Source organism: Kitasatospora sp. NE20-6 (genome assembly GCF_045862635.1).
The window spans coordinates 12,322-33,005 of the sequence record NZ_BPRL01000086.1 but is presented as its reverse complement, the minus strand read 5'-3'; the positions used below and the strand labels follow the sequence as shown (position 1 = coordinate 33,005).

At 74.3% G+C, this 20,684-nt stretch carries 20 protein-coding genes; 11 read left to right on the top strand and 9 right to left on the bottom strand.

The features are described from left to right. Positions 1-53: 53 nt before the first annotated feature. A complete protein-coding gene (locus SNE206_RS36685) occupies positions 54-1,721 on the bottom strand; it encodes a regulator (protein ID WP_407917919.1) in 1,668 nt (555 codons plus the stop codon). 298 nt (positions 1,722-2,019) lie between these two features. On the opposite strand from SNE206_RS36685, the gene SNE206_RS36680 reads away from it, so the two are divergent. The 7 genes from SNE206_RS36680 to SNE206_RS36650 all read left to right on the top strand — a co-directional run bounded on the left by SNE206_RS36680 (position 2,020) and on the right by SNE206_RS36650 (position 9,555). Continuing rightward, positions 2,020-2,793: a 3-hydroxybutyrate dehydrogenase gene (locus SNE206_RS36680; RefSeq protein ID WP_407917918.1), complete on the top strand. Its 774-nt coding sequence runs from the start codon at positions 2,020-2,022 to the stop codon at positions 2,791-2,793. Between the two features lie 90 nt (positions 2,794-2,883). Then, on the top strand, positions 2,884-4,248 hold the full coding sequence (locus SNE206_RS36675) for an MFS transporter (protein ID WP_407917917.1): 1,365 nt from the start codon (positions 2,884-2,886) through the stop codon (positions 4,246-4,248). An 82-nt stretch (positions 4,249-4,330) separates the two neighbouring features. After that, positions 4,331-6,223 carry a helix-turn-helix domain-containing protein gene (locus SNE206_RS36670; RefSeq protein WP_407917916.1) on the top strand — a complete coding sequence of 631 codons (1,893 nt, stop codon included), beginning with the start codon at positions 4,331-4,333 and terminating at the stop codon, positions 6,221-6,223. Between the two features lie 101 nt (positions 6,224-6,324). Beyond that, positions 6,325-7,095 carry a lipoyl(octanoyl) transferase LipB gene (gene lipB, locus SNE206_RS36665; RefSeq protein WP_407917926.1) on the top strand — a complete coding sequence of 257 codons (771 nt, stop codon included), beginning with the start codon at positions 6,325-6,327 and terminating at the stop codon, positions 7,093-7,095. A 120-nt stretch (positions 7,096-7,215) separates the two neighbouring features. Continuing rightward, entirely contained in the window at positions 7,216-8,169 is a 954-nt protein-coding gene (locus tag SNE206_RS36660; RefSeq protein ID WP_407917915.1) for a lipoyl synthase, read from the top strand. Between the two features lie 233 nt (positions 8,170-8,402). Next, complete coding sequence (locus tag SNE206_RS36655) at positions 8,403-8,618, top strand: hypothetical protein (protein ID WP_407917914.1); 216 nt, start codon at positions 8,403-8,405, stop codon at positions 8,616-8,618. A gap of 238 nt (positions 8,619-8,856) precedes the next feature. Then, positions 8,857-9,555: a DUF4191 domain-containing protein gene (locus SNE206_RS36650; RefSeq protein WP_407917913.1), complete on the top strand. Its 699-nt coding sequence runs from the start codon at positions 8,857-8,859 to the stop codon at positions 9,553-9,555. Positions 9,556-9,650: 95 nt separating this feature from the next. On the opposite strand, the gene SNE206_RS36645 is transcribed toward SNE206_RS36650, so the two are convergent. After that, positions 9,651-10,118 carry an RDD family protein gene (locus SNE206_RS36645; RefSeq protein WP_407917912.1) on the bottom strand — a complete coding sequence of 156 codons (468 nt, stop codon included), beginning with the start codon at positions 10,116-10,118 and terminating at the stop codon, positions 9,651-9,653. Between the two features lie 255 nt (positions 10,119-10,373). On the opposite strand from SNE206_RS36645, the gene glnA reads away from it, so the two are divergent. Next, a complete protein-coding gene (glnA, locus tag SNE206_RS36640) occupies positions 10,374-11,789 on the top strand; it encodes a type I glutamate--ammonia ligase (protein WP_407917911.1) in 1,416 nt (471 codons plus the stop codon). Between the two features lie 84 nt (positions 11,790-11,873). Here the strand turns inward: glnA and murQ are convergent, their stop codons facing one another. The 5 genes from murQ to SNE206_RS36615 form a co-directional block, all read right to left on the bottom strand. Then, complete coding sequence (murQ, locus tag SNE206_RS36635) at positions 11,874-12,803, bottom strand: N-acetylmuramic acid 6-phosphate etherase (RefSeq protein ID WP_407917910.1); 930 nt, start codon at positions 12,801-12,803, stop codon at positions 11,874-11,876. Then, on the bottom strand, positions 12,800-13,096 hold the full coding sequence (locus SNE206_RS36630) for a DUF6011 domain-containing protein (RefSeq protein WP_407917909.1): 297 nt from the start codon (positions 13,094-13,096) through the stop codon (positions 12,800-12,802). The genes murQ and SNE206_RS36630 overlap by 4 nt, the downstream gene beginning before the upstream one ends. Positions 13,097-13,164: 68 nt before the next feature. After that, complete coding sequence (locus SNE206_RS36625; protein ID WP_407917908.1) at positions 13,165-13,539, bottom strand: VOC family protein; 375 nt, start codon at positions 13,537-13,539, stop codon at positions 13,165-13,167. Positions 13,540-13,773: 234 nt separating this feature from the next. Beyond that, the gene (locus SNE206_RS36620) at positions 13,774-14,910 is read right to left on the bottom strand and encodes a PP2C family protein-serine/threonine phosphatase (RefSeq protein ID WP_407917907.1); all 1,137 of its coding nucleotides are present in this window, start codon (positions 14,908-14,910) and stop codon (positions 13,774-13,776) included. A gap of 180 nt (positions 14,911-15,090) precedes the next feature. After that, positions 15,091-16,308 carry a cytochrome P450 gene (locus SNE206_RS36615; RefSeq protein ID WP_407917906.1) on the bottom strand — a complete coding sequence of 406 codons (1,218 nt, stop codon included), beginning with the start codon at positions 16,306-16,308 and terminating at the stop codon, positions 15,091-15,093. A 92-nt stretch (positions 16,309-16,400) separates the two neighbouring features. On the opposite strand from SNE206_RS36615, the gene SNE206_RS36610 reads away from it, so the two are divergent. Further along, positions 16,401-16,760: an arsenate reductase family protein gene (locus SNE206_RS36610; protein ID WP_407917905.1), complete on the top strand. Its 360-nt coding sequence runs from the start codon at positions 16,401-16,403 to the stop codon at positions 16,758-16,760. Between the two features lie 15 nt (positions 16,761-16,775). On the opposite strand, the gene SNE206_RS36605 is transcribed toward SNE206_RS36610, so the two are convergent. Further along, positions 16,776-17,246 (bottom strand): pyridoxamine 5'-phosphate oxidase family protein, encoded by a 471-nt coding sequence (locus tag SNE206_RS36605; protein WP_407917904.1) that lies wholly within the window; start codon positions 17,244-17,246, stop codon positions 16,776-16,778. 38 nt (positions 17,247-17,284) lie between these two features. On the opposite strand from SNE206_RS36605, the gene SNE206_RS36600 reads away from it, so the two are divergent. Both SNE206_RS36600 and SNE206_RS36595 read left to right on the top strand, forming a co-directional pair. After that, entirely contained in the window at positions 17,285-17,830 is a 546-nt protein-coding gene (locus SNE206_RS36600; protein ID WP_407917903.1) for a DUF1697 domain-containing protein, read from the top strand. Next, positions 17,827-18,351, top strand: coding sequence for a hypothetical protein (locus tag SNE206_RS36595; RefSeq protein ID WP_407917902.1), 525 nt, complete (start codon positions 17,827-17,829; stop codon positions 18,349-18,351). Before SNE206_RS36600 ends, SNE206_RS36595 begins: the two co-directional genes overlap by 4 nt. On the opposite strand, the gene SNE206_RS36590 is transcribed toward SNE206_RS36595, so the two are convergent. Beyond that, positions 18,307-20,634: a terpene synthase family protein gene (locus SNE206_RS36590; RefSeq protein WP_407917901.1), complete on the bottom strand. Its 2,328-nt coding sequence runs from the start codon at positions 20,632-20,634 to the stop codon at positions 18,307-18,309. The two genes, SNE206_RS36595 and SNE206_RS36590, sit on opposite strands and share 45 nt — an antisense overlap. Positions 20,635-20,684 lie beyond the last annotated feature (50 nt).

Here is a 20,684-nt window from a genome sequence, read left to right as displayed (position 1 = left end):
GTCCGCAGCCCCCGGCCGGTCGGGCCGGGGGCTGCGGACCGCACGAGGACCCGTCAGATCACCCCCGCCTGCCGGGCGGCCTCCTCGAAGGCGCGGACGGCGGGGGTGGCCCGGTAGGGCGCGAGGCGGCGGTGGAAGTCGCGGAGGTACTCCACGGTGCGGGCGGAGCGCATCTCCCCGGCCGCGCGCAGCGACTCGCCGGCCATGGTGCACGACTCCTCCAGCTCGCCCATGCCGAGCCGGGCGGTGGCCAGCACCAGGCGGCACAGGATGCGGCTGCGGGCGTACGCGGGCGCCCGCAGCCGCAGCGACTTCTCGGCGTGCTGCGCGGCGGGGCGCCACTGCTGCAGGTCGCGGTAGCAGTGCGCGAACTCGTCGGCGAGCTGGGCCTCGTCGAAGTGCCGCGACCAGGACGGCGCCTCGTCCCCGGGGCGGGCCGCGGCCAGCGCGCGTTCGCAGCGGACGAGGGCCGTGGTGCAGGCCCGGACGTCGCCGAGCAGGGCGTGGCCGCGGGCCTCGGCGGCGTGCATCAGTGCCTGCACGACGGGCGCCGCCGAGGTGCCGACGCCCTGCTGGGCGACCCGGGCGAGCTGGATGGCCTCGCGGCCGTGCCCGAGGTGCACGGCCTGCTGGCTCATCGTGGTGAGCACGAAGCCGCCGAGCACCCGGTCGCCGGCCGCCTGGGAGAGGCGCAGCGACTGCACGAAGTACCGCTGGGCGAGGCCGTGGGCGGCGATGTCGAACGACGTCCAGCCGGCCAGCCGGGTGAGGTCGGCGACCGCGCCGAACAGCGCGCGGCCGATCTGCTCGCCGTAGCGGCCGCGCAGCATGGGCTCGGCCTCGCTCTCCAGGTAGCGCACCAGGGCCTGGCGGGCGTGGCCGCCGCCGTAGGCGTGGTCGAGGGCGCGGAAGAGGTCACCGACGGCGCGGATGGCCGCGATGTCGCCGCGCCCGACCCGGACGGCGGGGCGGTGGTCGCGGCCGCCCGCGGAGGTCTCGCCGCCGTCCGGGGCGGTGGGCAGCGGGCGGCGGGCCTGCTGCGGCACCCGGCCCGCGGGCGGGCGGGTGCCGGCCGGTGCGGGCCGGCCGGCGGGCGCCGCGGGCCGGGCGGCCGCGAGCTCCTCGGGGGGCATGGTGGTGGCGTCGCGGGCGACCCGTTCGTCGGTCCGGCCGATCAGCCAGTCGCGGCTGGGCACGACGAGGCCTGCCGGGGTGAAGGCGATCTTGCGGAGTTCGGCGTACGGGCCGTTGTCCTTGCGCCACATGGAGGCGACGATGTCGACGGCCTCCTGCGGGGTCTCGGCGAACTCCAGCCCGGCGTAGACCGGGGCGCAGGCGTCGAGGCCGACGTCCTGGGCGGTGAGCCGGCGGCCGAGACGCCGGGTGAACACCTCGGCGATGAGGGCCGGGGTGGCGCCGCGCGGCTGCTGGCCGCGCAGCCAGCGGGTCACCGAGGTCTTGTCGTAGCGCAGGTCGAGACCGTGTTCGAGGCCGAGTTGGTCGACCCGCCGGGCGAGGCCGGCGTGCGAGAAGCCGGACTCCTCGATCAGTGCGGCGAGCTGGGGGTTCTGCGTGCGGTGGTGGGCTCCGGCGCCGGGCCCTGTCGGGCGGTCGTCGTCCTCGTCGGGAACGTGCGGAGGGGCCCCGGCCTGCACTTCGTGCGGGTCGAGCGCATCGAGCGGTCCGAACGCCGGGCTGTCGGTCACAGGCTGTTGGGGCATATCAGTCAACACCTCTCGAGCGCCGCACCGGTCCCCCCGGTGCTGGGGCGGCGCCCCCTGTCGGGAATCGGCGTGACAGTAGCGAGCATTCGGGCGCTATGGGCCGATTCGGGCAGGCAATCCTCCGAACGGGTGACGTAAGGGCGCCCGTTCCGGGGAAGCAGGCGCACAACGGGTTTGGCCCGCACCTCCCCCGCGCCCCGACCTCCTCCATGGAGCCCGGCACCATGCCCTCCCGGCACCCTGTGGTGTCGGCACACATAGGAGTGCGGGCCGCGGATTCCTACCGTTCTCGGCCATGGACACCACTTCAGCCACGGCCCCGCGGCAGCCGCTCGACGGCCGGACGGCCCTGGTCACCGGCGCCGCCTCCGGCATCGGCCGGGCCTGCGCCGAGGCCTTCGCCGCGGCCGGCGCCAAGGTCTACGTCGTCGACCTCGCCGCCGGGCCGGCCGAGGAGCTCGCGGCGCGGATCGGCGGTGTCGCCACCGTCGCCGACCTCTCCGACCCGGGCGCCGTGGAGGCCCTGCCGGACGACGCCGACATCGTGGTCAACAACGCCGGCCTGCAGCACGTCGCCCCGCTGCACGAGTTCCCCCCCGACCGGTTCGCCCTCATCCAGCGGGTCATGGTCGAGGCGCCGTTCCGGATCATCCGGCGCACCCTGCCGCACATGTACGGGCGCGGGTGGGGCCGCATCATCAACATCTCCTCCGTGCACGGGCTGCGGGCCAGCGCCTTCAAGTCGGCGTACGTCACCGCGAAGCACGGTCTGGAGGGGCTCAGCAAGACCGCCGCCCTGGAGGGCGCGCCCCACGGCGTGACCAGCAACTGCATCAACCCCGGCTACGTGCGCACCGCCCTGGTCGAGCAGCAGATCGCCGCACAGGCCCTGGCCCACGGCATCCGGGAGGACGAGGTGATCGAGCGGATCATGCTCGACCGCACCGCCGTGAAGCGGCTGATCGAGCCCGAGGAGGTCGCCCAGCTCGCCCTCTGGCTGTGCTCCCCCCCGGCCTCCTACATCACGGGCGCCAGCCTTCCCCTGGACGGCGGCTGGACCGCACACTGACCACCGCGGCGCCCGGCCCTGCCACTCCCCTGCCCGTTCCCGCCCCCGTCCCCCGCCCGTCCCCGCCCCCGAGAACAAGGTGAACCCCTCATGGCCCCCTCTCCCGACGTCGCGAGATCAGGCTCGAAACTCCGCAAGGTCGTCGCCGCCAGCCTCATCGGCACCACCATCGAGTGGTACGACTACTTCCTCTACGGCACCGCCGCCGCGCTGGTCTTCGGCAAGGTGTTCTTCCCGGACAGCGACCCGCTGACCGGCACCCTGCTCTCCTTCCTCACCTACGCCATCGGCTTCGCCGCCCGGCCGCTGGGCGCCCTCGTCTTCGGCCACTTCGGCGACCGGATCGGCCGCAAGCGGCTGCTGGTGCTGAGCCTGGTGCTCATGGGCGGCGCGACCACCCTGATCGGCTTCCTGCCGACGTACCGCCAGATCGGCGTCGCCGCGCCGCTGCTGCTGACCGCGCTGCGCCTGGTGCAGGGCTTCGCGCTCGGCGGCGAGTGGGGCGGCGCGGTGCTGCTGGTGTCGGAGCACGGCGACAGCAGGCGGCGCGGCTTCTGGGCGTCCTGGCCGCAGGGCGGCGCGCCGGCGGGCAACCTGCTGGCGGCCGGTGTGCTGTCGGTGCTGACGGGGGTGCTCTCCGACGAGGCGTTCCTGTCGTGGGGCTGGCGGGTGCCGTTCCTGCTGTCCGCGGTGCTGGTGATGGTCGGGCTGTGGATCCGGCTGTCGGTCGACGAGTCGCCGCTGTTCCAGCAGGCGCTGGCCGCGGCGAAGGCCCGGGAGAGCGTCGAGCAGCCGCCGCTGGTGGCGGTGCTGCGCAACCACTGGCGGGACGTCCTGATCGCGATGGGCGCCCGCATGGCGGAGAACATCTCGTACTACGTGATGACCACCTTCGTGCTGGCGTACGCGGTCGGCCACGTGCACCTGCCCAAGCAGACCGCGCTGAACGCGGTGCTGATCGCCTCCGCGATCCAGTTCGCGCTGATCCCGCTCTTCGGCGCGCTCTCCGACCGGGTCGGCCGCAAGCCGGTCTACCTGGTGGGCGCGGTCGGCGTGGGCATCTGGGCGTTCGTCTTCTTCGGGCTCGTCGACACGAAGTCCTTCGGCGCGATGGTGCTGGCGATCACGGTCGGCCTGGTCTTCCACAGCGCCATGTACGCGCCGCAGGCCGCGTTCTTCTCCGAGCTGTTCGCCACCCGCATGCGGTACTCCGGGGCCTCGATCGGCGCGCAGTTCTCGTCCGTCGCCGCCGGCGCCCCCGCGCCGCTCATCGCCACCGCCCTGCTGAAGGACTACGGCAGCTCCACCCCGATCGCGGTGTACGTGGCGATCGCCGCGGTCGTCACCGTGCTCGCGGTGCTGTGCGCCCGGGAGACCCGCGGCAGCGACCTCGCCGACGCCGGCCGGCCGGCGGAGGCCGGCACGAAGCCCGCCGACGCGGCCGTCACGGCCTGACCCTGCCCGGCCGGCGCCCCCACCCCCGGGGGGCGCCGGCCGTTCCCCCCACCCCCCGAGACCTGGCACGATGGCCCGCACCATGAACGACCCCCACGACAGCGCGGCCCCCGCCCTGCGGCGGCTGATCGACCTGCTGGCCTCCGGCGCCGCGAGCGAGGACTTCACCGAGGTCCTCGCCGACGCGCGCCGCCAGGGCGCGTCCGCCCAGGTGCTCGCCGAGATCGACGCCGCCGCCTGGCAGGCGCTGCGGGTGCACCGGACGATGCGTCAGCACCGGCGCCGCGAGGCCGAGCTGACGGCGCTCTTCGACACCGCAGGCGACCTCGCCGCCTCCCGCGACCTCGACGCGGTGCTGCAGGCCATCGTGCGGCGCGCCCGCATGCTGCTCGGCACCGACACCGCCTACCTGACCCTGCCGGACGAGCAGGCCGGCGACACCTACATGCGGGTCACCGACGGCTCCGTCTCGCAGCTCTTCCAGACGCTGCGGCTCAGCCTCGGCGACGGCCTCGGCGGCCTCGTCGCGCAGACCGCCCGCCCGTACGCCACCCCGGACTACCGCACCGACGAACGGTTCCACCACACCGGCACCATCGACGCCGGCGTGCTCGACGAGGGCCTGGTCGCGATCATCGGCGTACCGCTGCTGCTCGGCGGCCGGGTGATCGGCGTGCTCTTCGCCGCCGACCGCTCGCCCCGCGCCTTCTCCCCCGACGAGGTCGCGCTGCTCTGCACGCTCGCCGCGCACGCCGCGATCGCCCTCGACACCGCCAAGGCCCTCTCCGACACCCGGACGGCACTCGCCGAGCTCGCCGGCGCCAACCACGTCATCCAGGCGCACTCCGCCGCCGTGCAGCGCGCCGAGCAGGCCCACGACCGGCTCACCGACCTGGTGCTGCGCGGCGCCGAGGTCGCCGACGTCGCCGACGAGGTCGCCGCCCTGCTCGACGGCGAGGTCTCGGTGCACGACACCGAGGGCCACCCGCTCAGCGGCCGGCCCGGCGACCCCGCCCGGCTGGCGGCGGCCCTCACCGCCTCCCGCGCCGAGGGCCGGGCCGTCCGGCACGGCGACGACTGGGTGTGCGCGGTGCTCGCCGGGCAGGACCCGCTGGGCAGCCTGGTGCTGCGCGGCCGCCCCGGCCTCGACGACCCCGACCGGCGCATCTTCGAACGCGCCAGCATCGTCACCGCGCTGCTCCTGCTGCTGCGCCGCTCCGTCGCCGAGACGGAGAACCGGGTGCGCGGCGAACTCCTCACCGACCTGCTCACCTCCCCCGGCCGCGACCCGGCCGGGCTGGCCGCCCGCGGCCGGCGGCTCGGCGTCGACCTGAACCGCCCGCACCTCGTGCTCGTCGCCCGCACCGACCCGGCGGACCGCGCCCGGCTCGCCGGCGCCGCCACCCGCTACCTCTTCGGCACCCGCGGCATCAGCGCCGAGCACGGCGAGGCCGTCGTGCTGCTGCTGCCCGCCGACGGCACCCCCGGCGGGCAGGCGGCCGCCGAGGCCGCCGAGCGCCTGGCCCGGCTGGCGGGCTGCCCGGTCACCGTCGGCGCGGGCCGCCCCGCGTCCGGACCGGCCGCGCTGGCCGCCGCCCACGCCGAGGGCCTGCGCTGCGTCCGGGCGCTGCAGGTGCTCGGACGCGACGGCGACGGCGCCTCCGCGGCCGGGCTCGGCTTCCTCGGGGTGCTGCTGGGTGACGGACACGACGTGGAGGGCTTCGTCACAGCGGCGCTCGGCCCGCTCGTGGCGTACGACACCCGCCGGGGCACCGAACTGGTCCGCACCCTGCGCGCGTACTTCGACTGCGGCGGCAGCCTCACCCGGGCCAAGGACGAGCTTCACGTGCACGTGAACACCGTCGTGCAGCGCCTCGACCGCATCGAGGTGCTGCTCGGCCGCGACTGGAGCAGCCCCGAGCGGTCGCTGGAACTCCGGCTCGCGCTGCGCCTCCAGCTGCTGGCCGACGGCTGAGACCGGCCGGCCGCACCGTACGGCGCCGGGCGTACAGTGGCCGGGTTGGTCTCGACGCCTGGCAAGGAGCAGCGGTGAGCGGCGACGTACGGTTCGTGACGATGGGCATCGGCGACTCCGCCGTCCCCTACCCGGAGGCCTGGGAGGAGCAGCAGCGGCTGCACGCGATGCGGGCCGCGGACGAGATCCCGGACACCGTGCTGCTGCTGGAGCACCCGCCGGTCTACACCGCCGGGAAGCGCACCAACCCCGAGGACCACCCGCTGGACGGCACCCCCGTGGTGCAGGTGAACCGCGGCGGCGAGATCACCTGGCACGGCCCGGGCCAGCTGGTCGGCTACCCGATCGTGAAGCTGCCGGACCCGATCGACGTGGTGGCGTACGTGCGGCGGCTGGAGGAGGCGCTGATCCGCTCCTGCGCCGAGCTGGGCGTGGCGACCTCGCGGATCGAGGGCCGCAGCGGGGTGTGGGTGCTGGGCCAGGAGATCCCGGACGCGGTGGTCGACCCCGCGCAGGTGGTGGAGATCGGCAGCCTGACGCTGCGGATGGGCCTGCCGCTGGGCATCGACCCGCGGCTGGCCGGCCCGGAGTACGCGCCGTCCAACGCCGGTCAGCGAGGCGGCGACCGCAAGCTCGCCGCGATCGGGGTGCGCGTGGCACGCGGGGTGACGATGCACGGCTTCGCCCTCAACTGCGACCCGGACATGACGTGGTTCGACCGGATCGTGCCGTGCGGCATCCGGGACGCCGGGGTGGGGTCGCTGGCCGGCGAGCTCGGCCGCCCGTTCGGCGTCGCGGACGCGCTGCCGGTGGTGCAGAAGCACCTGGCGGCCGTCCTCGCGGAGCTGCCGGAGCCCGTACTCACCCGCTGAGACCGGGAATCTACTGCCCGGTATCCGGGTTGCCCTGCGAATGCCGGGCACCGGCCCGGTGAAGGCACGGAAAGCAGAGGCGTACCCTGGGGGTACCCCGTCTAGTTCTAGGAGTTGCACGTGTCCGCTGTCGCGCCCGACGGCAGGAAGCTTCTCCGCCTGGAGGTCCGCAACAGCGAGACCCCCATCGAGCGGAAGCCCGAGTGGATCAAGACCCGGGCGAAGATGGGCCCGGAGTACAACGCCCTCCAGGCGCTGGTGAAGAAGGAGGGGCTGCACACGGTCTGCCAGGAGGCCGGCTGCCCCAACATCTTCGAGTGCTGGGAGGACCGCGAGGCCACCTTCCTCATCGGCGGCGACCAGTGCACCCGCCGCTGCGACTTCTGCCAGATCGACACCGGCAAGCCCGCCGACTTCGACCGGGACGAGCCGCGCCGCGTCGCCGAGTCCATCGTCACGATGGACCTCAACTACGCCACCATCACCGGCGTCGCCCGCGACGACCTGGAGGACGGCGGCTCCTGGCTGTACGCCGAGACGGTGCGCCAGGTGCACGCGCTGACCGCGGGCCGCGAGGCCGGCCGCACCGGCGTCGAGCTGCTGATCCCCGACTTCAACGCGGTGCCCGAGCAGCTCGCCGAGGTCTTCTCCTCCCGTCCCGAGGTGCTGGCGCACAACGTCGAGACGGTGCCGCGCATCTTCAAGCGCATCCGCCCGGCGTTCCGCTACGAGCGTTCGCTGGACGTCATCACCCAGGCCCGCGCGGCCGGGCTGGTCACCAAGTCGAACCTCATCCTGGGCATGGGCGAGACCCGCGAGGAGGTCAGCCAGGCCCTGGCCGACCTGGTCGGCGCGGGCTGCGAGCTGATCACCATCACGCAGTACCTGCGGCCGTCCCTGCGCCACCACCCGGTCGAGCGCTGGGTGAAGCCGCACGAGTTCGTGGAGCTGCAGGAGGAGGCCGAGGAGCTCGGCTTCGCCGGCGTCATGTCCGGCCCGCTGGTGCGTTCCTCCTACCGTGCCGGCCGGCTCTACCGGCAGGCGCTGGAGCACCGGGAGCGCACGGCGGTCTGACGGCCGCCGGCCCCGGTGACCCGGACGGACGAGGAGGCGGCGGGCCGGGCCCGCCGCCTCCTCGCGTGCGCACCGGGCCGACCGGGCCGGGCCGCACGGCGTGGCCGCCTTGCAGCCGTGCGGCTTTCATGCGACTTTGACCGGCAGGTCACCGATCGGTAACACCACCGGGCGAGCCTGGGTACGTCGACCAGTCGACCCGGCCATGAGGGGAGCTGTTGAAGATGGGGGCAGTGAGCGGAACCGGGCGCGGCCCGGTGCCGATCCGCATGCGGTCCGTGGGCGGCGCGCTGCGCTACGCGGAGAGCGTGCTGCTGGCGGGCGGCCAGCGCCAGGCCCGTCGCAACGCCTGGGCGGCGGTCTGCGAGGACCGCCGGCACGCCGCGGAGCGCGAGTACGACGCGGCCCCACCGGCGGCCGCCGCGGGCACCGGCCTGCGTAACGTCTGACACACCCGCCCGGCCGTACGGCGCCGCACCGGCACCGCGCAGGTGGCGGGCGGGGCGCGGGCGGGGACGCGCGCCGGGCGGCCGCCGGCCTGTCCGGCAGCGGGCTCCCGGCCCGCGCGGACCCGGCCGCCGGGCCGGTGCGGCGGACGGGCCCGCGGGCCGTGCGGCGGCGGTCCCCCGACCGCCCGGGGGCCTCAGGGGCACCGCCCTTGGATATCCGTCCCCCCCGCCACGTACCATGAGGCCTATGGCGAGGGAAACATCCGAGAGTTCCGGGCGGCTCAAGCAGATCCGCACGGCGTACACCATGACCAAGAAGGTCGACACCAAGATCGGCCTGATCATCGCCGGCGTCGGCCTCATCACCTTCGGCGTGTTCCTCGCCATCGGCTTTGCGGTCGACCACCCCGTCTACCTGGGCATCCTCGGCTTCGTCGTGGCTGTCCTGGCGATGGCCGTGGTCTTCGGGCGCCGGGCCGAGCGGGCAGCCTTCGGGCAGATGGAGGGCCAGCCGGGTGCCGTCGCGGCGGTGCTGGACAACATCCGGCGCGGCTGGAACACCAACACGACGCCGGTCGCGGTCACCCGCAACCAGGACGCGGTCTACCGCGCCGTCGGCCGCCCCGGCATCGCGCTGATCGGCGAGGGCAACCCGAACCGGGTGCGTCCGCTGCTCGCGGCCGAGAAGAAGAAGATGGCGCGCGTCGTCGGTGACGTACCGGTGCACGACATCATGGTGGGCAACGGCGAGGGCGAGGTCCCGCTGAAGAAGCTCCAGGTCACCCTGATGCGCCTGCCGCGCTCCATCACCCCGGCCCAGGTCACCCAGACCAACGACCGGCTGCGCGCGCTGGGCGACCTGCTCTCCAAGGCGCCGATCCCCAAGGGCCCGATGCCCAAGGGTGCCCGGATGCCCAAGGGCGGCCAGGTCCGCTGAGCACGGCCCCACCCGACCGACACCACGGCCCCGTCGCGAACGCTCGCGGCGGGGCCGTTCGACGTCCCCGCCCGGGCGGGCGGGACGCCGGGATATCAGATGCGGACCTCGACGGTGCCGACGGCCTTGTCGTGCAGGCCGCGGGTGTCGCGGTCCCAGACCGCGGCGGGGACGATCAGGCAGAGCAGCAGGGTGCGCAGCAGCACCTGCGGGATGGACGCGCGGGTGCCGTCCAGCCGCACGACCCGCAGCCCGAACAGCCGCTTGCCGACCGTGGTGCCGCTGGTCGCCAGCAGGAGCACCGTGACGACGTAGAACAGCGGGGTCGTCCACAGGTTCGCCGCGCCCTGGTCGCCGCGGGAGATCAGCCCGTACGCGACGAGGCTGCACAGCCAGCCGTCGACGACCAGCGCGCCGAGGCGGCGGCCCGGGCCGCCCAGGGAGCCGGGGCCCTCCTTCGGCAGGCCGAGGCGCTCACCGCGGTGGCCGAAGTCGGCGCCCATCTTCTCGGCGGCGGCCTTCGGGCCGTCCAGCCACGATCCCAACGCTTCTCTGGTGTCCACGAATCCACACTATCCGGGCAGTGCGGGCGATCTTCGGGGGCCTCCCCCCGACGGGCCGGGCGGCCGTACGGCACCCGGGGCGCCCGGCCCGGCGGGGTGTGCGGCCCTCCGTGGGCGGCGAGTCGATTTGCCCGGGCCCGTATGGCTTTGCGGCTCGCGAACGGGCGGCTGGTTAACATGCAGAGGACGGGGAAATCACCAACCGGAAACGGCCGGCTCCTACGGTTGGCCGACACCGCACGCCGAGGAGGATCGATGTTCACCAACGCCGACGAGGTCAGGCAGTACATCACGGACAACGACATCAAGTTCGTCGACGTCCGGTTCTGCGACCTGCCGGGCGTCATGCAGCACTTCTCGGTGCCCGCAGCGACCTTCGACCCGTCCGAGACCCTGATGTTCGACGGCTCCTCGATCCGCGGCTTCCAGGCGATCCACGAGTCCGACATGGCACTCGTCCCGGATCTGGCCACCGCCCGCCTGGACACGTTCCGGACCGAGAAGCACCTCAACATCAACTTCTTCATCCAGGACCCGATCACCGGCGAGGCCTACAGCCGCGACCCGCGCAACGTCGCCAAGAAGGCCGAGGCCTACCTCGCCTCCTCCGGCATCGCCGACACCGCGTTCTTCGGCCCCGAGGCGGAGTTCTACGTCTTCGACGACGTGCGCTACGAGACCAGCGCCAACGCGTCGTACTACCACATCGACTCGATCGCCGGCGCCTGGAACACCGGCCGGATCGAGGAGGGCGGCAACCGCGGCTACAAGGTGAAGTACAAGGGCGGCTACTTCCCCGTGCCGCCCGTCGACCACTTCGCCGACCTGCGCGCGGAGATGTCGCTCGAACTCGCCGCGGCCGGCCTCCAGGTCGAGCGGCAGCACCACGAGGTCGGCACCGCCGGCCAGGCGGAGATCAACTACAAGTTCAACACCCTGCTGCACGCCGCCGACGACCTGATGCTGTTCAAGTACATCATCAAGAACGTCGCCTGGCGGAACGGCAAGACCGCCACCTTCATGCCCAAGCCGATCTTCGGCGACAACGGCTCCGGCATGCACGTCCACCAGTCGCTGTGGACCGATGGCTCCCCGCTCTTCTACGACGAGCAGGGCTACGCCGGCCTCTCCGACACCGCCCGCTACTACATCGGCGGCCTGCTCCGGCACGCCCCGTCGCTGCTGGCGTTCACCAACCCGTCGGTGAACTCCTACCACCGCCTGGTGCCGGGCTTCGAGGCGCCCGTCAACCTCGTCTACTCGCAGCGCAACCGCTCCGCCGCGATCCGCATCCCGATCACCGGCTCCAACGCCAAGGCCAAGCGCATCGAGTTCCGCGCGCCCGACCCGTCCTCCAACCCGTACCTGGCCTTCGCCGCCATGCTGATGGCCGGCCTGGACGGCATCAAGAACAAGATCGAGCCCCTCCAGCCCGTCGACAAGGACCTGTACGAGCTGGCGCCCGACGAGCACGACGCGGTGCCGCAGGTGCCGTCCTCGCTGCCCGCCGTGCTGGAGGCCCTGGAGGCCGACCACGAGTACCTGCTCGCGGGCGGGGTGTTCACCCCCGACCTGATCGAGACCTGGATCGACTTCAAGCGCACCAACGAGATCGCCCCGATCGCCCTGCGCCCGCACCCGCACGAGTTCGAGCTGTACTTCGACCTGTAAGCACCCCGAACGGCACGGTCCGCGCGCCCGGCCCCCGGCCGGACGGGCGGACCGTGCCGTTCCGGGCCCGGGCCCGGCGGGAGCTCACGCCCCTGCGGCGGCCGCCGCGTCGAGGGCGGCGCGGAGGCGGCCGGCGTGGGCGGCGAGCAGGGCCGTCGCGTCGGCCGGGGCGAGGCCGGTGAGCAGGGTGAGGATCGCGGGCTTCACCTCGCCGTCGGCGGCGTCCAGCGCGCGGGTGACGGCGGCGGGGCCGGCGCCCGTGGCGAGGGTGACGATGCGGTGGCAGCGGGCGCGGAGCTTCGCGTTGGTGGCGCGGAGGTCGACCATCAGGTTCCCGTAGGTGCGGCCGAGCCGGACCATGGTGATCGTCGAGACCATGTTGAGCACGAGCTTCTGCGCGGTACCGGCCTTCAGCCGGGTGGAGCCGGTGAGGAGTTCGGGTCCGACCACCACCTCGATCGGGTGCTCGGCGGCAGCGCCGAGCTCGGAGCCGTCGGTGCAGGCCAGCCCCACCGTCAGCGCCCCGCGGGCGCGGGCGTGTTCGACGGCGGCGACCGCGTACGGGGTACGGCCGGAGGCGGAGACGCCGATCACGGCGTCGGCGGCGGTGATCCGGAGGCCGTCGAGGTCGCGGACGGCGAGCCCGCGGTCGTCCTCGGCACCCTCGACGGCCTGCAGCACGGCCTCCGGTCCGCCCGCGATGAGGCCCACGACCAGCCCGGGCGGGGTGGAGAAGGTCGGCGGACACTCGGCGGCGTCGAGGACGCCGACCCGGCCGGCGGTGCCGGCGCCCGCGTAGACCAGGCGGCCGCCGCGGGCGAGGCGGTCCGCGATCGCGTCGACGGCCGCGGAGATCTCCGGCAGGAGACGGCCGACGGCCTCGGGGACGGTGCGGTCCTCGCCGTTCATGAGCTCGGCGATCCGCAGCGTGGGGAGCAGGTCGAGGTCGGCGAGTTCCGGACGGAACGCCTCGGTGGCGAGGGTGTCCAGCCGGGCGCGGAGGTCGTCGGTCACGGCGCGGTGCCTTCCGTGGGTGCGGTCCCGGGGCCTGCCGGGGCGGTGCGCGCCGGAGCGCCCGGCGCCGGGTCCGGGCCCTGGTCCGGCGCCGCCGGGCCGGCCGCGGACAGGCCGGGGAGGGTGTCCTGCTCCCCCGCCACGACCCGTGCGACGTCCTCCGGCCCCCGGCACTCGCGCCCCAGCCGGAGCATGCGCGAGACCGGGTCGTGCAGGGGGCGGCCGCAGCGGCGGCAGCTGACGCGTTCCGGCAGTCGCTGCGGCACGGGCGGGATGAGGGCGGGCTCCGGCATGCACCGATTCTCCCCGCTCCGGGGCGGCCGCCGCGAGCCCCGGCCGGGAACCCGCGGCGGCCGTACGGTCAGCGGTCCTGCATCACGGCGACGACGTTGCCCGCCGGGTCGGTGAACCAGGCGATCATCGGGCCGCCCTCGGCGCGGACGATGCCGCGGCCGTCGGCCTCGAAGCCTGGGTAGCGCTCGAAGGAGACGCCGCGGGCCGCCAGGTCGTCGACGGCCTGCTCGATGTCGTCGACGGAGAAGTTGAGCACCGTGAAGCCGGCCGGGGTGTGGTCGGGCTTCGGGTAGACGAAGACGCTCGCGCCGCCGGCGAGGCGGAGGCTGAGCATGCCGTTCTCCTCCGACACGTCGAGCCCGAGGGTCTCGCCGTAGAACCGCCGGGCCGCCGGGATGTCGTTCACGGCGAAGCTGCTGAAGGCCTTGGTGGTGCCGAACACGGCTCGTCCTCTCCGCGGGCCGCCGGAGCGGCGGCCGGACGGACCGAATGTAGGCGCCGCCGGATGCCTCGCAGGGCTGCACGGGCGCGGTGTCGCGAGGTCGGGGGGCGCGGTCACCGGATCGGCCGACGCCGGACGGGCGGACAGGACGTGCCGGGCAGTGCTTCGTGCCCGGCAGTGCTTCGTCCCGGGCAGTGCTCCGTGCCCGGCACGGGCTGCCGCGGGCCCCGGCCGTCAGCTCCCGGCGGGGCTGAGGGCGAGCACGGCCAGGTCGTCGCCGAGGCTGCCCGCGTGCAGGCGCACGTCGCGGTCGAGGAAGTCGACCACCACCGCCGGATCGGTGCTGCCGAGCCCCGTGAGGCGCTCGGTCAGCGGATAGAACTCGCCGTTCGCGTCCCGCGCCTCGCTGACGCCGTCCGTGTGCAGGAGCAGGGTGTGCCCGGGCGGCAGCTCGACCGCCACCGGGGCGGACGACTCGCCGCCGAGGTGGCCGAGGCCGAGCGGCAGGCACTCGGGGCAGCGCACCGGGCGCACCCCGGCGGGGGTGAGCAGCAGGGGATCGAGGTGGCCGCGGTTGACCAGCTCGACGAGCAGGCCCTCGGGGCGGTGCTGGAGGAGGACGGCCGTGACGAAGAGTTCGTCGTCGTCGCCCTCGGCGGCGTCCCGGAGCACCTGGCGGTCGAGCTGGTCGGCGAGTTCGCACAGGTCGGCGGTCTCGTGGGCGGTGACCCGGAAGGCGCCGAGCACGTCGGCGACCGTGCGGACGGCGTCGAGGCCCTTGCCGCGGACGTCGCCGAGCAGGACCCGGGTGCCGAAGCGGGTCTCGCAGACCTCGTAGAGGTCGCCGCCGACCCCGATGTCGGCGTGCGCGGGCCGGTAGCGGCCGACCGTCCGGAGACTGCCGACGCGGGCCGGCACCGGGCGCAGCACCGTGTACTGGAGGGTGTCGGCGATGCTGCGCACCCGGACGAGGTCGCGGGACCGCCGCAGCCGCTGCCAGGACAGGGCGGTGCCCATGATCCCGGCGAGGGTGGTGGCGATGTAGATCCACACGTGGTGCTGCTCGGAGAGGTGGCCGGCCCGGGTGGCGAGCAGGATCTGGAGGCCGACGGCGAGGACGGTGGAGCCCGCGACGGCGAGCGGGCCGTAGCCGAAGGCGGAGACGACGGGCAGCACGGTGAGCAGGAACCCGGCGGCGGTGGTCACCGGCCAGCCGAAGTCGAACACCAGGTCGACGACGAGCAGCAGCACGGGCAGGAGCAGCACCCACAGCGGCGCCCGGACGTCGTCGGACGTCCGGTGCGGCTGGGCCGTGCCGTGTGCGCCGCCGGGCCGGGCCCGGGCGGCCGACGGCGGGGTGAGGGCACGCACGCGGTCCTCCTCGGCTGGGGCGTCCGCGGCGGGTGGGGCCGCAGACGTTCGCATCCTCACCATCCTCGCCGAGACCGGGGGGTTCCCGCGCGGGCGGGACGTGCCGGCCGGCCCGGGCGCCACCACCGGACGGCCGGGCGGGCCGGGACCGGGCCGGGGTCGGGCCCCGGCCGGGGCGGATCAGCGCACGGCCACCGGGAGGGTCCGGAATCCGCGCAGGACGAGCCTGTCCCGCCGCTCGGGCCGTCCGGCCGGGGCGAGTGCGGGGAACCGCGCGAGCAGTGCGGGGAACGCCACGGCCGCCTCCAGCCTGGCCAGCCGGGCCCCCAGGCAGTAGTGCGGGCCGCCGCCGAAGCTGAGCGGCCGGCCGTCGCGGCGTCCGGGGTCGAACCGCGACGGGTCCGCGTACCGGGACGGGTCGTGGTTGGCCGCGCCGAGCAGCAGGAACACCCCGGTGCCGCGGGGCGCCGGCAGCCCGCCGACCTCCAGGCCGTCGGCGGACGCCAGACGCGAGGTGAACTGCACCGGGGAGTCGAACCGCAGCACCTCGTCGGTCAGGCCGGCCGGGGTGACCGCGCCGGACCGCAGCGCGGCCGCGGCGTCCGGGTGTTCGAAGAGCAGCGCGAGGCCGTTGCCGAGCAGGTTGGTGGTGGTCTCGAAACCGGCCACCAGCAGGAGGACGAGATTGGCCAGCAGCTCCGCACCGGAGAGGCGTTCCGGGTCGGCGGCGGCCACCTGGACGAGGGCGCTCACCAGGTCGTCCGCGGGCTCGGCCGCCCGCCGGGCGGCGAGCCCGGCGAAGTAGCCGGCGAGTTCGTCGGCGGCCTCGTCGGCGGCGGCGATCTCGGCGTCGCCGGCGACCAGTTCCAGGGCGACGGTCAGGTCGGCGGCCAGGCCGCGGAAGCGGTGGCGGTCCTCGGCGGGGACACCGAGGAGCTCGCAGATCACCCCGACCGGCAGCGGGAACGCGAAGGCGTCCATGAAGTCGACCGCGGCCCCGCCCGCGCCCTGCTCCGCCATCGTGTCGAGCAGGCCGTGCACGGCCGCGGTGACCGCGGGCTCCAGCGCGGCGACCCGGCGCGGGGTGAACACCGAGGTGATCAGGGACCGCATCCGGGCGTGGTCGGGGGCGTTGCGCTCCAGCACCGACCGGGCGAGGAGCGTCCTCGCGGAGTGCGTGGAGAAGCCCGGCTCCCACTCCTCGCGCATCGCGGCGTCGGCGACGCCGAAGGCCGGGTTGCGCAGCACCTCGTCGGCCTCGCGGTGCCCGGACACCAGGAGCGTGCCGGGCCAGCACGGCGCGACCGGGCCGAGCCTGCGCGCCTGCTCGTACAGCGGGTACGGGTCGGCCCGCCCCTCCGGTGTCATCAGCTGCTCGATGACGGCTGCACCGTCCACCTGCGGCTCCCCTCTCGCGCCCTGCCCGTACAACCGCCCCGGCCTGCGGTGGAGTTCCCCGGCCGTGGAGCTTCGCTCGATAGGGTGGCGCCATGGAGATCTGGATCAACCCGCGGTGCAGCAAGTGCCGCGCCGCCGTCGGCGAGCTCGACGCCGCCGGCGCCGAGTACACCGTCCGCCGCTACCTGGAGGAGCCGCCCACCCCGGCGGAGCTGCAGGACGTGCTCGCCCGCCTCGGCCTGGACCCCTGGGACATCACCCGCCTCGACGAGCAGGCCGCCGAGGACCTCGGCCTCCGGCAGTGGCCGCGCGAGCCCGCCGACCGGGAACGCTGGATCGCGGCGCTCGCCGGGCACCCGGTCCTGATCCAGCGCCCCATCATCACCGCCGACGACGGGCACGCCGTGGTCGCCCGCACGCCCGAGGCGCTGCGGTCGGTGCTGCCCGGCTGACCCGCCCCGCCCCCCTCAGCTGCGGTACACCGAGCGGACCTCCTCGCCCGGCCGCCAGGAACGGATCTGCAGCCGGTCGCCCTCCACGGTGGTCAGCACCACCAGGTCCGGCGCCAGCCGGAACGCGTGGAACGAGCCCGGCGGCGCCTGCGGGAGGTCCGACTCGTACGCGGCCAGCTCCACCGGGTCGGTGATCTCGGCCGCCGTGCCCGAGACCTTCGCGTCACCGCCGGCCATCGTCTCGTCGCCCGGGTTGCTGTGCAGCGCGAAGCGGCCGTCCCGGCGCAGGTCGACGGCCTTCACCGCACCCCACATCGACCCGATGGTCAGGTCGGCGCCGATGAACTGCACCTCCGTGCCGCTCACCCGGGGTGCACCGTCCCGGCGCAGGGTGGCCAGCACGTGGTGGCGGTTCGCCTCGAAACGGGCCCGCACCAGCGGCGCGAGATCGGGTGCTTCGTGCTCGAAATCCTGCCACGTCGTCATCCCTCCAGTCTGACAGTGACCACTGACACACTGCCGGTATGACGCAGACGTACATGGCCTTCCTCCGGGCGATCAACGTGGGTGGGCGCACGGTCACGATGGAACGCCTCCGCGGGCTCTTCACGGAGCTCGGCCTCGGTGCGGTCCGCACGTACATCCAGAGCGGCAACGTCTTCTTCACCACGGACGAGACCGACCGCGCCGCGCTCACCGCCCGCGTCGAGCAGCACCTGGAGGCGGCCCTCGGCTACGCCGTGCCGACGGTGCTGTGCACGGTCGCGGAGGTCGAGGCGATCGTCGACGCCGACCCGTTCGCCGGGGTGGAGGTGACCCCCGAGGTGCGGCTGTGCGTGCTCTTCCTCTCCGAGCCGCTGCCCGGCGCCCTGACCCCGCCGGTCACCTCCCCCAGGGGCGACTGGGAGCTCGTGGGCACCACCCCGCACGCCGCCTTCGTGGTGCTGCACCTGCGCAACGGCCGGTTCGGCGGCAACCCGGCCGCCCTCTTCGGCAAGGCCTACCCGGGCACCGCCACCTCGCGGTTCTTCCACACCACCGTCAAGATCCTCGCGGCGGCGAAGAAGTGATACGCCCGCGGGGCACCTTCGAGGCCTACTGCCACCTGCTGGACGCGACGGTGCAGCAGATCGAGGAGGCCGCCCGCGACGGGCGGACGTACGACCGGCTCCTCGTATCCGGCCTGGCCGACTTCTGGAACAACGCGGCCCAGGAGCTCGCCGGCGCCGCGGCCGCCCGCACCCGGCTCGGCCGGGAGCTGCGCGCCCGGGCCGGGCTCCGGTGGAACCTGCACCTGCGGCCGTCCCGGCGTGCCTGGACGGTCGCCGAGGCGGCCTCGGCGGGCCACGACCTGGGGTGCCCGCCGCCCGACGGCGGGGACGGCCCGTGGGACCTGGTGGTCCTGAACGCCGACGGCGTCGGCGACGCCGTCCTGCGGCCCGGCGCTTTCGACCGGGAGCTCACGGTGGTGCCGGGCGACGGCTTCGTCCGGCTGCACGCCGGTGCCGCCGAGGCGCTGGTGGTCTCGGCGGCACCGGACGTGCCGCTACCGGAGAGCGGGGACGGCGGCCGCGGGGAGGCGGACGCCTGAGGTGCCGAGGCCGGTCGGCCCGAGCGGGACGGGCGGCAGGGCCGGGCGCGCGGGCGCCGGCTCGGCCGCCCGTGCCGCCGCGGCAGGGACGGGGCCCGGGGCCGCGGGCGGCGGTACGGCGGTGCCCGCGGGCGCGGCCGGGAGCGCGGGCCGGTGGTGGCGGACGACGTCGGGCTCGGCGTAGCGGTGGCACTCCCGGTGCCAGGTGAGGACGGCGGACATCCAGTCCTGCAACTCGACGACATAGCCGTCGAGGGCGGCGCGGGCGGCCGCGTCGAGGTCGAAGTCGTCGTAGAGCTGCGGGAGTTCGTGGTCGGCGACGTGCTGGAACTGGCTCATCCTCGACTTCATGAGGTCGTGGACGACGCCGAGGGCCGTCGGGTAGTCGCAGTCGAAGAAGTTCTGCGTGACCAGCACGAGGTTGTGCACCTCGCCCTCGTACTCGACCTCCTTCTGGTACGAGAAGACGTCGTTGACGAGCATCGCGTAGTCGGCGGCGGAGTTCTCCAGCGCCAGCATGGAGGCGTGGCGGTACACCTCGTCGGGGACGCTGCGGCCGTGGCCGAGCCGGGCGAGGCTCATGGTGAGGTCGGAGCCGAAGGTGAGGCGGCGCATCTCCAGGTAGTCGACCGGGTCGGGGATGCGGTTCTGGGCCTGGTTGAGGAGCTCCCACAGCCAGGCGTCGAGCATCTTCTCGACCGCGGCGCGGAACCGGCGGCGGGATCCGTCGTCCATGGGCGCGGTGGTGCGCTGCCAGAGGTCGGCGATGCCGCGTTCGAGGCCGTTGAGCGGCACTTCGGTGAGCGGCCCGTCGAGCGGCATGAACGCCAGCAGCCGGTCGTTGCAGTGCTTGGCACCGGCCAGGTCGCGGGTGGCGCCGAAGACCACGGGGTAGTAGTCGTCGCCGTAGGTGCCCCAGGCGAGCCAGCCGGAGGAGAGGTCGAGCTCCGCCGGGGTGGCGTCCGGGTCGATGCCGGCGGCGCAGAGCGGGAAGTCGTAGTCGACGAGCTTCTCCTCGTTCCACACGCCGGGGAGGGCGTCCATGAGCTGCACCCGGTGCGCCCAGTCGACGAGGTTGCGCCGGGCCTCGCCCAGGTGCGGGCTGAGCCGCGTCGGGTAGGGCATCTCGAAGTCGGGCAGCAGCGACGGCCCGACCGCGCGGAACGGCGTGTGGGTGAAGCTGCGGGCGCGGCCCGGACCGGCGAGGCCGCGGATCGACTTGAGGAGGTCGGAGGCCTGGGTGCCGACCCCGGTCGGGCCGGGCAGGTCGGGGGTGCGCCCGGCGGCGGCACCACCGTTGTTCATGTACCGGCTGGAGCGCATGTGCCACTCGTGACCGCCGGACTGCCAGTCCTGGAGGCCCTTGACGTACTTCATGACGTCGGTGCAGGACGCCGGGTCGAGCCCGTGCGCGGCGAAGAGCAGGGGGAGTTCGGCGAAGACGGTGTTCTCGAACTGGTGCAGCCGGGAGGTCAGCAGGTCGTTGACCCGGTCGGCGGCCTCCTGCGTGGAGCAGCCCAGGAAGGTCTCCAGCACGAGGACGCCGTTGGAGAGTTCGCCCTCGTCCTCGACCTCGCGCTGGTAGGAGAAAAGGTCGTTGCGCAGGTGGACGCCGTCGGAGAAGGCGTCCCGCAGGACGCCCATCGGGCGGCTGGCGGCGATCACGGCGGGCACCTCGGCGCCGACCGCGTGCTCGACCAGGCCGGCCGACCAGGGGGCACCGCCGACCTTGCGGCGCATCTCGATGTACTCGACCGGGTTGGCGATCCGGCCGGCGTTGATGTTGGAGAGCTCCCACATCGACTCGTTGAGCAGGTGCTCGGTGTTCTCCCGGAAGCGCTCGCGCCAGGCGGTCGACATGCCGGGCACGGTGCGCAGCCACAGGTCGGCGAGGCCGGCCTCGACCGGGTTGGTGGGTTCGGGCATGCCGTCGGAGAGGTCCATGGGCATGAACGCGGGGAGGCGGTCGAGGTACGCCTTGCCGCCCTTGCGGTCGAGGGTGCGCTTGAAGAGCTCCAGGAAGTGGTCGTCGAAGAAGAACACCCACACGTACCAGTCGGTGACGAGGGCGAGTTCGGCGGCGTCGCAGTCGGGGTGGGTGTACGCGCAGAGCAGGGCGTAGTCGTGGGAGTCGAGGTCGTGCTCGTCCCAGACCCCGGAGCCCTCCAGCATGCCCATGCCGCGGGCCCACTGCCTGGTGTGGGTGCGGGCGTGCTCCAGATGGGGGTTGAGCGTGGCCGGATGCGGTACGTAGAAGTCCGGCAGCTCGAACGGTTGGGCCACTGCCGCGTCACCTTTCCTCGGCCGTCGGCGGGTGCCGGACGGGGTCGTCC

What these genes read in the sequence shown, in the direction of transcription:
- SNE206_RS36680 (WP_407917918.1), top strand. Translation starts at nt 2,020, where the DNA reads ATGGACACCACTTCAGCCACGGCCCCGCGGCAGCCGCTCGACGGCCGG.
- glnA (WP_407917911.1), top strand. Translation starts at nt 10,374, where the DNA reads ATGTTCACCAACGCCGACGAGGTCAGGCAGTACATCACGGACAACGAC.
- SNE206_RS36600 (WP_407917903.1), top strand. Translation starts at nt 17,285, where the DNA reads ATGACGCAGACGTACATGGCCTTCCTCCGGGCGATCAACGTGGGTGGG.
- SNE206_RS36685 (WP_407917919.1), bottom strand. Translation starts at nt 1,721, where the DNA reads ATGCCCCAACAGCCTGTGACCGACAGCCCGGCGTTCGGACCGCTCGAT.
- SNE206_RS36610 (WP_407917905.1), top strand. Translation starts at nt 16,401, where the DNA reads ATGGAGATCTGGATCAACCCGCGGTGCAGCAAGTGCCGCGCCGCCGTC.
- lipB (WP_407917926.1), top strand. Translation starts at nt 6,325, where the DNA reads ATGGGCATCGGCGACTCCGCCGTCCCCTACCCGGAGGCCTGGGAGGAG.
- SNE206_RS36670 (WP_407917916.1), top strand. Translation starts at nt 4,331, where the DNA reads ATGAACGACCCCCACGACAGCGCGGCCCCCGCCCTGCGGCGGCTGATC.
- SNE206_RS36630 (WP_407917909.1), bottom strand. Translation starts at nt 13,096, where the DNA reads ATGCCGGAGCCCGCCCTCATCCCGCCCGTGCCGCAGCGACTGCCGGAA.
- SNE206_RS36605 (WP_407917904.1), bottom strand. Translation starts at nt 17,246, where the DNA reads ATGACGACGTGGCAGGATTTCGAGCACGAAGCACCCGATCTCGCGCCG.
- SNE206_RS36675 (WP_407917917.1), top strand. Translation starts at nt 2,884, where the DNA reads ATGGCCCCCTCTCCCGACGTCGCGAGATCAGGCTCGAAACTCCGCAAG.
- SNE206_RS36650 (WP_407917913.1), top strand. Translation starts at nt 8,857, where the DNA reads ATGAGGCCTATGGCGAGGGAAACATCCGAGAGTTCCGGGCGGCTCAAG.